This window comes from Escherichia sp. MR (assembly GCF_005280595.1).
GTDB lineage: Bacteria > Pseudomonadota > Gammaproteobacteria > Enterobacterales > Enterobacteriaceae > Escherichia > Escherichia ruysiae.
In genome coordinates, this window is the sequence record NZ_SZVK01000023.1 from 1 (window position 1) to 11,809 (window position 11,809).

Annotated in this window: 13 protein-coding genes, 1 tRNA gene and 1 pseudogene; 5 read left to right on the plus strand and 10 right to left on the minus strand. The window is 48.7% G+C overall.

Features of this window, described 5'->3' with window-relative positions; translation table 11 throughout:
• Nucleotides 1-2 precede the first annotated feature (2 nt).
• Nucleotides 3-59 carry an IS1 family transposase gene (locus FC814_RS23500; protein WP_003032489.1) on the plus strand — a complete coding sequence of 19 codons (57 nt, stop codon included), beginning with the start codon at nucleotides 3-5 and terminating at the stop codon, nucleotides 57-59.
• Nucleotides 60-75: 16 nt separating this feature from the next.
• Here FC814_RS23500 and FC814_RS23140 read toward each other — a convergent pair.
• Nucleotides 76-159, minus strand: a pseudogene (locus FC814_RS23140) (hypothetical protein); the annotation flags it as partial.
• A gap of 138 nt (nucleotides 160-297) precedes the next feature.
• Between FC814_RS23140 and FC814_RS11800 the strand changes: the two are divergent.
• Nucleotides 298-1,320, plus strand: coding sequence for a zinc-binding alcohol dehydrogenase family protein (locus FC814_RS11800; protein WP_137325974.1), 1,023 nt, complete (start codon nucleotides 298-300; stop codon nucleotides 1,318-1,320).
• A gap of 119 nt (nucleotides 1,321-1,439) precedes the next feature.
• Here the strand turns inward: FC814_RS11800 and opgB are convergent, their stop codons facing one another.
• The 6 genes from opgB to FC814_RS11830 form a co-directional block, all read right to left on the minus strand.
• A complete protein-coding gene (gene opgB / locus FC814_RS11805) occupies nucleotides 1,440-3,731 on the minus strand; it encodes a phosphatidylglycerol--membrane-oligosaccharide glycerophosphotransferase (RefSeq protein ID WP_137325975.1) in 2,292 nt (763 codons plus the stop codon).
• A gap of 254 nt (nucleotides 3,732-3,985) precedes the next feature.
• Nucleotides 3,986-4,480 carry a DUF2501 domain-containing protein YjjA gene (gene yjjA / locus FC814_RS11810; protein WP_137325989.1) on the minus strand — a complete coding sequence of 165 codons (495 nt, stop codon included), beginning with the start codon at nucleotides 4,478-4,480 and terminating at the stop codon, nucleotides 3,986-3,988.
• Between the two features lie 48 nt (nucleotides 4,481-4,528).
• On the minus strand, nucleotides 4,529-5,266 hold the full coding sequence (dnaC, locus tag FC814_RS11815; protein WP_000799918.1) for a DNA replication protein DnaC: 738 nt from the start codon (nucleotides 5,264-5,266) through the stop codon (nucleotides 4,529-4,531).
• A gap of 2 nt (nucleotides 5,267-5,268) precedes the next feature.
• Nucleotides 5,269-5,808 (minus strand): primosomal protein DnaT, encoded by a 540-nt coding sequence (gene dnaT / locus FC814_RS11820; RefSeq protein ID WP_137325976.1) that lies wholly within the window; start codon nucleotides 5,806-5,808, stop codon nucleotides 5,269-5,271.
• Nucleotides 5,809-5,914: 106 nt separating this feature from the next.
• Nucleotides 5,915-6,388 carry a threonine/serine exporter gene (locus FC814_RS11825; RefSeq protein ID WP_000511337.1) on the minus strand — a complete coding sequence of 158 codons (474 nt, stop codon included), beginning with the start codon at nucleotides 6,386-6,388 and terminating at the stop codon, nucleotides 5,915-5,917.
• Nucleotides 6,379-7,149, minus strand: a complete 771-nt coding sequence (locus FC814_RS11830) for a threonine/serine exporter ThrE family protein (RefSeq protein ID WP_024212502.1) — start codon at nucleotides 7,147-7,149, stop codon at nucleotides 6,379-6,381. The genes FC814_RS11825 and FC814_RS11830 overlap by 10 nt, the downstream gene beginning before the upstream one ends.
• Nucleotides 7,150-7,766: 617 nt before the next feature.
• Here FC814_RS11830 and FC814_RS11835 point away from each other — a divergent pair.
• Nucleotides 7,767-8,492 carry a response regulator transcription factor gene (locus FC814_RS11835; protein WP_000936647.1) on the plus strand — a complete coding sequence of 242 codons (726 nt, stop codon included), beginning with the start codon at nucleotides 7,767-7,769 and terminating at the stop codon, nucleotides 8,490-8,492.
• Nucleotides 8,450-9,127, plus strand: a complete 678-nt coding sequence (gene bglJ / locus FC814_RS11840) for a DNA-binding transcriptional activator BglJ (protein WP_024165170.1) — start codon at nucleotides 8,450-8,452, stop codon at nucleotides 9,125-9,127. The genes FC814_RS11835 and bglJ overlap by 43 nt, the downstream gene beginning before the upstream one ends.
• 36 nt (nucleotides 9,128-9,163) lie before the next feature.
• On the opposite strand, the gene fhuF is transcribed toward bglJ, so the two are convergent.
• Nucleotides 9,164-9,952, minus strand: a complete 789-nt coding sequence (fhuF, locus tag FC814_RS11845) for a siderophore-iron reductase FhuF (protein WP_137325977.1) — start codon at nucleotides 9,950-9,952, stop codon at nucleotides 9,164-9,166.
• A 140-nt stretch (nucleotides 9,953-10,092) separates the two neighbouring features.
• On the opposite strand from fhuF, the gene FC814_RS11850 reads away from it, so the two are divergent.
• The gene (locus FC814_RS11850; protein ID WP_000941740.1) at nucleotides 10,093-10,329 is read left to right on the plus strand and encodes a DUF1435 domain-containing protein; all 237 of its coding nucleotides are present in this window, start codon (nucleotides 10,093-10,095) and stop codon (nucleotides 10,327-10,329) included.
• 38 nt (nucleotides 10,330-10,367) lie between these two features.
• Here FC814_RS11850 and FC814_RS11855 read toward each other — a convergent pair.
• Nucleotides 10,368-10,454, minus strand: a tRNA-Leu gene (locus FC814_RS11855).
• Between the two features lie 300 nt (nucleotides 10,455-10,754).
• Nucleotides 10,755-11,786: a 16S rRNA (guanine(1207)-N(2))-methyltransferase RsmC gene (rsmC, locus tag FC814_RS11860; protein WP_137325978.1), complete on the minus strand. Its 1,032-nt coding sequence runs from the start codon at nucleotides 11,784-11,786 to the stop codon at nucleotides 10,755-10,757.
• Nucleotides 11,787-11,809: the final 23 nt, after the last annotated feature.

The window sequence follows — 11,809 nt, forward strand, 5'->3', positions numbered from 1 at the left end:
CGGTGGAGCTGCATGACAAAGTCATCGGGCATTATCTGAACATAAAACACTATCAATAAGTTAGAGTCATTACCGGAGTGGGGAAGGGATATGACCACATACCATCTCATCAATAAACTGGTTAACTACATTATGGCGTAAATTTTGTGAGCGACTCATATTTTTCTCCTTGTCGCGCTATTAAAACCCGATTTAAAACATTTTTATGCGTGTATTTTCACAAAATAGATTTTCTATTTCACTGGCATTTTTCATTTCCATTGATATCTAAGATAACAAAAAATGGAGAGCAGAATTATGCCTAAGATAAATACATTAATTTGCCAGAAACCGAAAGAATTAGTCTGGAAACAATATGAAATGCCTATTCCCGGTGGCGATGAAGTATTAATAAAGATTAAGTCTGTCGGAATTTGTGGTACTGATATTCATGCCTGGGGTGGGAATCAACCATTTTTTAGTTATCCACGTGTGTTAGGCCATGAAATATGTGGCGAGATTGTTGAATTAGGTAAAGATATTGCTGATCTCAAAAATGGTCAGCAAGTTGCCGTGATCCCTTATATTGCCTGCCAGAAATGCCCGGCGTGTAAAAGTGGTCGCACCAACTGCTGTGAAAGCATTTCGGTCATTGGCGTGCATCAGGATGGCGGTTTTAGTGAGTATTTAAGCGTGCCAGAGGCGAACATTTTGCCCGCAGATGGCATTGACCCGCAGGCGGCAGCGTTGATTGAACCCTTCGCCATTAGTGCTCATGCGGTACGTCGCGCGGCAGTTGCGCCTGGTGAGCAAGTGCTGGTGGTCGGGGCGGGGCCAATCGGTTTGGGAGCTGCGGCAATCGCTAAAGTTGATGGCGCACATGTGGTGGTGGTGGATACCAGTCCGGCGCGGCGTGAGCATGTGATAAGGCGTCTGGAGCTGCCCGTGCTTGATCCGTTCGCAGAAGATTTTGATGACCAACTACGTGCGCAATTTGGCGGCTCTCTGGCGCAGAAAGTGATCGACGCGACAGGTAATCAACATGCGATGAATAACACTGTTAATCTGATTCGCCACGGTGGCACGGTAGTCTTTGTCGGCCTGTTTAAAGGCGATTTGCAAATCTCTGATCCAGAATTCCACAAAAAAGAGACCACAATAATGGGTAGCCGTAACGCTACGCCGGAAGATTTTGCGAAAGTCTGGCGGCTGATGGCGGAAGGGAAAATCACTGCTAACATGATGTTAACCCATCGCTATCCGTTCGCCACGCTGGCAGAAACCTATGAGCGCGATGTGATTAACAATCGTGAGTTGATTAAGGGCGTGGTTACTTTCTGAGAATGAGTGACTGGTAAAGTGGCTATGCAGTGTTGGACACTATTTTTATTTATCAATAATGTTTTGTTGGTCGGATAAGACGTTTACGCGTCTTATCCGACCTGTAAATCCGTCAGTGTTTACCCTTCACGCGCCACCACTTTAATTTTCACCATCCCGATACCGAGTTTACGCGGCGAGTGACCGAGAATATTCCCCTCGTTGGTTGCGACAGGTTCCGGCGGCACAATCACCAGTGTGTCGGCATCGGTTGGGTTATCGAAATACAGCGTAGTGGTGGTTACTTCGTTGCCCAGCACGATGGTTTGTTCTTCATTGCCAACGCGTACCGGAATGGGGCGGCTGGCGTTATTACCGTAGGCTTTGGCGGTAATCACCAGATCAAATTTCTTCGGCAGCGGATGCTTGTACTCGATTTTCACTTCATCGCCAAGCTGTGCGTTGGACCAGCGTCCCCACGACTCCGGACGGGAAATCCCGCTAAACTGTTTTACCTCTTCCGGCGCACCCGCGACGTTAAAGATGAAACTGTCTGCTTTGTAGCGAATATCGTTATCGACAATCTTCAGTGTATCGACATTGCCTTTGTAGCGTTCCATGTCGATGACCGTGTCCTTAAATGCCGTTTTACCTTTCCATTCTGGCTTATCGACATGCTGCACAGTTTGTTGCCCGCCAAGTTGCCCCTGTGAAACACACCAGTCGGTAGAAAGCGCCAGTTCCGGCGCCCACAACTGCCCCATTTTGTAACAGCGGTCAACCCAGATGAAATTATCACGTGGGGCGAAATCGGCCAGTTGGAAACGCAGTGGTGCGGAGTATTCACTTTCTGGCAGTGGTTCCACTCGTTTGTCTGAAACCCGCAACAGCAGCGGCAAACGGAAATGACTACCTGAGAAGGCGATCATATTTTTATTCTGATTAATGGTAAATTCTTTTATCTCGGTGGGGAATTTCCACAGACGAATGATATCCGGTTTCCACGCCAGTACTTTCTCTTTCATGTTGAGGAACACTTCTGACATTGACTGACCAGAAAGGCTACTGCGTCCGAGGCCGATAAAATTATCACCACCAAGGATATCCAGTACCGTAGCGCCGTTATCCATCGTGTTGCGCTTCACCGCCAGCGTCTCTTGCTGCGGTTTGTCGCCACGGATGACAAAAAACAGGTTATTGCGATCCTGCTTATTGAGGTATTTCCATGCCGTGTTGTTCATCGCCAGATGGTCGGAAGAGACGACAATGACGGTATCTTTAAACCACGGAGAGGCTTTGATTTTATTGATAAACGCCGCAATGTTCTCCTGGCTGCAACTTACCGCGCTGAATGACTGGTTCGGTTTACCGTCGAAATCATATTTTTTGCGATTACAGGTACGAGAGATAAAACCATCCGGGTGATGGGTATCGACCGTCAGGGTAAACAGTGAGAACCGTTGACCGGAGCGAGACAGCTCCTCAAATTTTTTCCATGCTTCATCCAGCACGGTATCGTCGTAGAATCCCCAGTCGTTGCGATAATGTGGGTCTGCGACCACGCTTTTCAGCTCTTCCGAGCCGTACAAATGGTCGAAACCGTGTGATTTCAGGAACACATCTTTACCAGCAAAACGCAGATTGGCTCCCTGTACGAAATAGTTCTGATAACCCGAGTTTTTCAGAATATCGCCCAGACAGATGTTCTGCGGGAAGAAGCTGGAAACGGATGCAGAAGCGTTGCCTTCAAATGGAGCAAAAAGCGGAATGCCACACTGGGAAGCCACCATGCCCGCAATCGTGTAGTCCGTTCCCGGCAGCTGCTGCGTGTGGCTGAAATCCAGACTTTCATTTTTCAGCGCGCCCAATTCAGGCGTGAGATCCGGGAAAGCATCGTTGTCAAAATAGGTGCGCTCGAGGCTTTCTCCGTAGATATAAACCAGGTTGAGTTTCGGGTCAGGAATGGTTTTCGACGGTTCTTTATAATAAGCCGCAAAGTCCGGATCGCCATCGCGTGACTGTGATTTCACCAGTTCCGTTATCTGACGAAACGCCGGGCTGGCATCGACAGAACCCAGTGCCAGCAAGAGCGCCAAAAGGCTGTAACCAAAATGGTGCGGATGATGACGGCGACGGCGCAGGATCCAGCCCAGTGCACCGAAAACGACTGCCAGTGCCAGTACAATGCCAATACCTGGCAGGATATATTTGCTGACGCCTGCACCGGTCAGGCTGTTGGTTAAGGTATAGAGAACCGCGTCGTTAATGCCATCGCCAGTAAAGTAGTCACTGGCAAAAAGGGTGATATTTAAAACGACAAATAGCCCCAGCACCGTTAATGTGGCGGCAAACCACCAGGTGTTACGTCCCGCTTTCCATGCGTAGATCAGCACAGAGGCGAGAAACAAGGCAAATGAGAGTAGTTCTGACAACGGGCGATCCTCACTAAACCAGGCTGTGTAGCCGATGCTTAAGATTTTTTGAGAAACACAATGTAATGGCGCTGCCATATTGCTGCAATTCTAGTGTCAAAAAAATGCGATGTTGTTAGGAATTAGTTTATAAACAGACTTTTTTGATCGGGGTTGTTTCCCGCATAGCAGGGGATGAAAGCGTCAGAAGCGGGAAAAAGAGAAGGGGATTGCCGCGCCAGCCGATTAACAGCTAAAACGCGGCGTTATGCGGATCAAGAGATAAAGTTCAGACCTTGCTTTAATACCAGATCGCAGGCTTTGGTTTTCACTTTCTCCGCCAGCGGAGTCGTACCGATGTTATCCAGATTAAGCTGCTGGCCATCTTTGGTTTTCAGCAAACCCTGAATACCGTCCAGATAGTTGGTGTCTTCTTTCTGCTCTTCGCTGTTCAGACCTAACTTTTCCAGCACCTGGTTTTTGATGTTTTCCGCATCGGTCACCGAAGCCAGCTTTTGCCTCGCGCAGTATTGCAGAATGCCTGCGGCATTGTTCATGTTATCTGCGCTTAATGCCTGGTTGCCGCTACTAAGCAGGTTAGTTAATGAAGCGAGCGACCAGCCGCCTTCCTGTGTAGTGCTGTTTTGATTGCTTAACTCGCTGGCGGCACTGGAGAGCGCATCTTTCCAGGAAGCGGCATTTACCCCGGTGGAAATTAATGCGCTGGCGGTAATTGCACAGCACAGAAGGTGTTTAACAGTTTTCATCATCATTACTCAAGGTGGAATTGTGTCGCAGTATAACGCCGGGAATGGGGATTAATACTCTTTACCCGTTACCCGACTACGATAACTGTCCCAGTTGAAGATCACCCACAGACTGTTACCCAGGCGCATACGATCCATAACACGCTCGCCCAGCAACTTCGTCATTTCTTCCATATTGCTGTTCGTCAGCATTCCGGTTGGGCGCTTGGAAGAAGAACGACGATCGACGATCTGATTGATGATCACTTTTTCGTATTTAGATTCGGTCTGCACGCCGATCTCGTCGATCACCAGTAGATCAACGTTGCTCAGATCGTTGAGCAGTTGTTCTTCACTGACGCCGCTATTTCTGAAGGTATCTTTCATCGCCGACATAATATCGGCAACAGTAATAATCAATACCGATTTGCCGCGCAGCAGTAGTTCGTTGCAGATTGCCGCCGCCAGATGGTTTTTACCGGTGCCCGGCTTGCCAGAAAAGATAAAGCTGGCGATGTTGCCGTCGAACTCTTCGACATATTGACGCGCTTTGCTCAACGCATTCATCTGCCCTTCGCATTCAACACGATAGTTCTCAAAGGAACAGTTCTGATGCAGCGGACGAATGCCGGAGCGGTTAAAGGTGCGCTGCATTTTCATGGCCCGATTCTCGCGCTCCAGAGCGGCGGAGCGGAGCGCCCCTTGTTCTTTCTGCCACGCCAGAAGTTCTTCACCCGTTTTGAAGGCGGGTTTGATATGGGCAGGCATCATTTTTTGCAGGCGTTGCATCAGGTCGCCAACGTTTTTCATCGTTACCCTCTGAATCCTGGTGGAATTTGGCTGTCAGGTTCGCTGACCGTGTTCACATCTCGTTTGGCTAGTCCGCCGTTGCTGGCGCGGCCAATTTGCAGACTGCGCGCCAGTTTTTGCTGCCACTGCACATGGTGAAAAACTTTACCTTCCGCCTGCCAGTAGGCAATGAATGAGGCCAGTTCTTCGGCGGTAGCGGGTTCTCTTAGTGCCATGCCCCATAACGCGGCCTGGCGGGTAAAGTCGGCATCGGGTCGCCAGTCTGGGTACATGGCAAATTTCCCCATCGGTACGGCAACGGGGGCAGTTTGCGGTTCCTGATAGAGTTGATCGTCCAGAGCGATATCGCTTCCCGGACGCGCCAGCTTTTCTTCCAGCGCCAGCAGTTCAGCAAGACGCGCGGGCGTGACGGCATAAAACGCCGGAGCGTTGTTAGCAAATACGGCAACCATTCCGCCTTCAGCTTTTGCCAGAACGGTCTGGTGATCGTGTACCAGGGCGTCAATACCAACGACGTCCGGGGTCAAAACTCTGGAAGACATACTGTTTCTCAATATGGAACGATGAACGAGAAGGGAGATTACTTTTATAGTAACACACGGATGAAAGGAGGCTGTCTCTCATCCGTGTGCTTTAAGCGAGGCAATTTTATACGCGAGGGCGCTTGCGGTACAACCATAATCCAGGAATGGAAAGGCCGATGGATAATGCTCCAACAATTGATGACGCCGTAAGAAAGTTGGTTAACAGGGTAATCATCAACGGCTCGCTGTAACCTAACTGACTGATTTTTACAGCTGAAATCATTGCTGTATAAGCAGAGATGCCAGGGAACATAGGGATAACGGCCGCCACGGTAAAGACTTTTGGATGCGCCAGATACCAGCGCGACCATTGAATTCCAATGGTGCCGACCAGCATAGAGGCCATAAAGGTTGACCACTCAATATTCAGCCCGGTAGTCATTAAGATCATTCGTGAACCATGACCAATCGCGCCAAGCAGCGCACACCAGCGTAATGCCCGAACCGGAACGTTGAATACCATCGCAAATCCGACGGCAGGAATTGCCGCGAGGAGCATATCCTGCACCAACGCTATGAGAAATTCGATTATACCCATCCACGTAGCCCCCAAATCGTGAGTGCCATCACCACGCCAACGCAGGTAGCCAACGTCAACAGGCTGGCAATTGCCCAGCGTGCCAGCCCGGTATTGATATGGCCTTTAAACATATCGGCGACGGCATTAATCAACGGAAAGCCCGGCACCAGCAATAGAACGCTGGCCGCCATCGCGATGGTAGGCGTATGACTGAATGTCGGAAGTTGTAAAAGGAGGCCGGAAATCGTGGTGGCGGCAAATGCAGTGAGGCAAAAGTTTATCTGTGGGTGAAGATGGCGTTGTGCCAGCAGCTGGCGGATATACATGGCGATCATGCTGGCGAAGAACGTAATTAGCGCGCCGTCCCAGCCACCGTTATTCAGTTTGCAGAAACAGGCGCAAGAAAGTCCTACCATCAAGGCTACCAGCCAACGCGGATAGCGCAGAGGATGTATTTGGCTAAAACGCTTCTCCACACCTTTGTAATCCAGCAATTTATGTTCCGCCAGAATCACAATGTGTTGTACTTCAGTAACCACATGCATATTAATGCCGCGATCCTGATTTTTACGTGTCGAGGTTAAACATTGACCATCTTTAATGGTGGTTAGCACAATTGCGTTGGAAGAGATGGAGCTTTCAACGCAGTCCATCCCCAGCGCGCGCCCAAGTCGTGAAGAAAGCTCATCCACCAGCGCACTTTCCGCCCCGTGCTGCAAAAGAAATAATCCGCACTGGATACATAACCGTGTTACGGCTCGCTGTTGCTCAGTTTGCATAACTCGCCCTTTGTCATAGACGTGCTGCGTATTGTTCAAATAATGAGACCCCATTTGTATCATGAAGCGCGGTTGTTTTGGGGTTGGTTAAGATCAAAATTGCGCTGATTAATTCTGGTTATGGCGACAGGAAGCGATCTGCGTCAGAGGTCAAATAAATATCCTCATGAATATTATCACTGAAATGAATTTATAGTTTTGTTTTTACTCGTTTGGCTAATAGCAGGGAAAATCAATTTTTCGAATCTGGATAAGAAATATCTTTCAGTTTTTATTGATTTTTTTGTTGCTCTTTCGGTCTAAAGGTCTTGAGTTTCGCCTTTGACCATTATTTTGAATGATATCGTAAACTGATTGGATTTGTGGTTTTTGATTAAGTATTTCTAACAACATAATTTAGATATTTTAAATGTGTCAGAGGTATTTTACCAGGTTATTATTTGATGCTAGCCTCCTGAAACATACAAAGGATTTTTGGTGTGTCAGGGGTAAACTGATATGGAAGTGAATGCTAAGGATAATTTATTCGCTAGAACTATTAATTTGTTGGATTAATTTAGGGGGTGAATATCCTGAATTAACCATCATGATTTATAGAGAGTGGATATGGAGGATATATGTTGCCAGGATGCTGCAAAAATGGAATTGTTATCAGTAAAATACCCGTTATGCAGGCAGGATTAAAAGAGGTCATGAGGACCCATCTACCTGAATATGAAATAACGAGTAGCGCCTCTGCGGAGGAGTTAACCTTATTACAATTACGTCGTGCTGGGTTAGTGGTTGCCGATTTATCCGGCGAAACGGAAGACCCGCGTTCCGTTTGTGAACATTACTATTCATTGATCTCACAATACCGGGAAATACATTGGGTTTTCATGGTTTCGCGTGCCTGGTACTCCCCGGCAGTAGAACTGCTAATGTGTCCAACAGCGACGTTACTGTCGGATATTGAACCCATTGAGAATCTGGTTAAAACAGTTCGTTCCGGTAATGCGTATGCGGATCGTATCAGCGCGATGCTGACCTCTCCGACAATGGCTGAAACTCAGGATTTTAGCTATCGCACCGTCGTTCTGACGCTTTCAGAGCGTAAGGTACTGCGGCTGTTAGGCAAAGGATGGGGCATCAACCAGATAGCTTCATTGCTCAAGAAAAGTAATAAAACTATCAGCGCACAAAAAAACAGTGCGATGCGTCGGCTGGCAATTCACAGCAATGCTGAGATGTATGCATGGATAAATAGCGCACAGGGTGCAAGAGAACTTAACTTGCCTTCTGTTTATGGAGATGCCGCAGAATGGAACACAGCCGAATTAAGAAGAGAAATGTCGCACTCGTAGAAAAATGCGTCATGAGCAGTATCGGTATTGAGAGTTTATTCAGAAAGTTTGCGGGTAACCCTTATAAGCTCCACACCTATACCAGTCAGGAGTCGTTTCAGAATGCAATGTCGCGGATCTCGTTCGCGGCGGTCATTTTTTCTTTTTCTGCCATGAGAAGTGAGCGCAGAGAAGGATTATCTTGCCTGACTGAGCTGGCGATTAAATTTCCGCGTACCCGACGTTTGGTTATTGCAGATGATGATATTGAAGCACGGTTGATCGGTTCATTATCTCCATCTCCGCTGGACGGAGTATTAAGTAAAGCATCGACGCTGGAAGTTTTTCATCAGGAGTTGTTTCTGTCATTAAATGGTGTGCGTCAGGCGACAGATCGGCTGAATAATCAGTGGTACATTAACCAAAGCCGGACGTTAAGCCCAACGGAGAGAGAAATATTGCGTTTTATGTCGCGTGGCTACTCAATGACACAAATTGCCGAGCAGCTTAAACGCAATATTAAAACGATCCGGGCGCATAAATTTAATGTGATGTCGAAACTGGGCGTCAGTTCTGATGCGGGGTTGTTGGAGGCCGCAGATATTCTGTTATGTATGCGGCATTGCGAAACAAGTAACGTGTTGCATCCCTTTTAATATGCTTAATGCCGGGTTATCGTCCCGGCAAAGTTTTTATTTCAGCGTACAGTCACCACATTGCTGCACATCCGGTAGGCGATAACGCTGGCAGCAGGTACGGCGTACCAGCAGACCATCGCGTAGCACTACTGTACGCCAGAGTGGATTATCTTCACCTGTAGTGAGCGTTTTCTCAAAAAACAGGGCATGACGCAGCGATTCAACCGCTGCCTCGCCGAGCAACTGCTTCATCTCTGTCAGATACCAGTTGATCAAATAACCGGTATTACTCCAGATGAGTTTGCCGTTGATCTCTCCAGTTGCTTCTAATGTCTGCACTACCGGGACAAGCGCCTGGCTGATTAACGTTTCCATTCGTTGTTGTGGAGAATGCGTTGTTGCGTTTTTATCTTCACATACATCGACCCAGAAACAGGCTGCGCGCCCGGTTTCGTGAAACTCAACGTGGAAATGTTCTGGAGAAAGGTCTAACGCTTTTTCCTGCGTCAGCAGCGCCAGCATTAAGGGTGGCACCATCAGGCCGATATACCATTGCGCCCAGAGTGAGATCAGCGGTTTGTTCTCACGGATCATCATCGGTTGATTACGGTAGATATGATCGGAATAGACCGCCAGTAGAGAACGTAGCGCATTCGGTGATGACCATTGCGCCAGTGTCATGGCGTTAAGCGGGGCGGGTTCATCCAGACGGATAAACTCCAGCAAATGTCCACGATGTTCTGCGATCGTCGCCCGTACTGATTCCGCAAGCCCAGCATCCTGCGGCTGGAGATGCGTTCGCCAGATAACATCTTCATAGAGCGGTGCAGAACGATAGGCCATAATCGTGATAGTAATCTAAATGATAATGATTGCTAATCCTAGCGATAGGTTTGCCCGATAGCAAGGGATTTCTCTGGCTTGCAAATGATAAAAATTATCATATGATATTGGTTATCATTATCGCTTTGAGAGATTAAACCATGTTGCAACGTATGCTGGGCAGTGGCTGGGGAGTGTTGCTGCCGGGATTGCTGATTGCAGGGATGACGTATGCGGATTTATCGCCGGATCAGTGGCGGATTGTCATTCTGATGGGATTAGTGTTGACGCCGCTGATGCTATATCACAAACAGTTACGGCATTACGTTTTACTACCATCGTGCCTGGCGCTTATTTCTGGCGTCATGTTAATGATAATAAAGTGGAATCAGGGATGAAAAAGCAGGGAAGAAACAAGAGAGGAAGTAAAGATAATTGGTGCGAGGGGGGGGACTTGAACCCCCACGTCCGTAAGGACACTAACACCTGAAGCTAGCGCGTCTACCAATTCCGCCACCTTCGCATACCATCAATTCTTAAAAAGAATTGCTACCACGGAGGCGCATTCTAGTGGTTTTCAGCTTTTCGTCAATAGTTAATTATCGACTGATGTGTAATTGCTGGAAAAATGGTCATCAGGAGGCTAACGTGCAGGTTTTGTATGTCGGATAAGGCGTTCACGCCGCATCCGACATGGTATGTGGGTGCAGATGCCAGATGCGACGCTGGCGCGTCTTATCTGGCCTACGAAGGGCTAATGTGCAGGTTTTGTAGGTTGGATAAGGCGTTCACGCCGCATCCAACAAGGCTTGCGGCGAGAGACTTAACCTTTCTTCGCCTGGCGGGTCATAATGGCGCGATACACCTTGAAACGCCCGGTTTGCGCAATGACTTCGTGGAAGCCAAATGTCTCATCCAGCACGTCCGGGTAAGGCAGGAAGGCGTTCGCCACAATTCGTAACTCGCCGCCGCTGTTAAGATGACGCACCGCGCCGCGAATCAGCGTTTGTGCTGCATCCAGGCTGGTTTGCACCCCATCATGGAACGGCGGGTTGGAGATGATCATATCAAAACGACCTTTCACTTCGGAAAAGACGTTGCTGGCAAAGACTTCACCTTCAACACCGTTGGCCGCAAGCGTCGCACGGCTGGCTTCTACCGCCGGGGCAGAGACATCGCACAGAGTGAGACGAATCTTCGGTGAATGGCGCGCAAAGGCAACTGAAAGCACACCTGCACCGCAGCCGACATCCAGCACTTTGCCTTTTGTGTGCGGGGTTAACGTCGAGAGCAGCAACTGGCTGCCGACATCCAGACCGTCGCGGCTAAACACGCCAGGCAGCGTTTTGACCGTCAGTCCATCTACGTTATATTCGCCCCAGAATTTATCCGCATCGAACACTGGCTGCTTTTCCAGACGACCAAAATAGAGGCCGCAGCGACGGGCGCTGTCTACCTTATTCAATGGCGCATAATCTGCCAGCATCTGCTCGGCGCTGCGCACGCCGCTACGGTTTTCGCCAACGACGAAAATGTCAGTGCCCACTGGCAGCAGAGAAAGTAAATTCATCAACTGGAACTGAGCTTCCGGTTTGTTCTTCGGCCAGTAGTAAATCAGCGTATCGCAATCTGCGATGTCATCCGCCGTGGCGACCAGACTAAAACGGGCGTTATCACCCATCTGGCGGCTTAACACCTGCCAGTGGTGGAATTGCTGGGTATGAGCACGACTGGTCGCGGTATCTAAACGCGCGGGCAGGTCATCCTGTAAGTCACCGGCAAACAGAATACGGCTTTGTTCGAAATCATCACTGTGGCGCAGCAAGACTTCACTTGCCGGGGTAAATGCAGACATGGAATGCTCCTCAATTGATACTG

What these genes read in the sequence shown, in the direction of transcription:
- FC814_RS11800 (WP_137325974.1), top strand. Translation starts at nt 298, where the DNA reads ATGCCTAAGATAAATACATTAATTTGCCAGAAACCGAAAGAATTAGTC.
- yjjA (WP_137325989.1), bottom strand. Translation starts at nt 4,480, where the DNA reads ATGATGAAAACTGTTAAACACCTTCTGTGCTGTGCAATTACCGCCAGC.
- dnaC (WP_000799918.1), bottom strand. Translation starts at nt 5,266, where the DNA reads ATGAAAAACGTTGGCGACCTGATGCAACGCCTGCAAAAAATGATGCCT.
- dnaT (WP_137325976.1), bottom strand. Translation starts at nt 5,808, where the DNA reads ATGTCTTCCAGAGTTTTGACCCCGGACGTCGTTGGTATTGACGCCCTG.
- FC814_RS11825 (WP_000511337.1), bottom strand. Translation starts at nt 6,388, where the DNA reads ATGGGTATAATCGAATTTCTCATAGCGTTGGTGCAGGATATGCTCCTC.
- FC814_RS11830 (WP_024212502.1), bottom strand. Translation starts at nt 7,149, where the DNA reads ATGCAAACTGAGCAACAGCGAGCCGTAACACGGTTATGTATCCAGTGC.
- FC814_RS11835 (WP_000936647.1), top strand. Translation starts at nt 7,767, where the DNA reads ATGTTGCCAGGATGCTGCAAAAATGGAATTGTTATCAGTAAAATACCC.
- bglJ (WP_024165170.1), top strand. Translation starts at nt 8,450, where the DNA reads ATGGAACACAGCCGAATTAAGAAGAGAAATGTCGCACTCGTAGAAAAA.
- fhuF (WP_137325977.1), bottom strand. Translation starts at nt 9,952, where the DNA reads ATGGCCTATCGTTCTGCACCGCTCTATGAAGATGTTATCTGGCGAACG.
- FC814_RS11850 (WP_000941740.1), top strand. Translation starts at nt 10,093, where the DNA reads ATGTTGCAACGTATGCTGGGCAGTGGCTGGGGAGTGTTGCTGCCGGGA.
- rsmC (WP_137325978.1), bottom strand. Translation starts at nt 11,786, where the DNA reads ATGTCTGCATTTACCCCGGCAAGTGAAGTCTTGCTGCGCCACAGTGAT.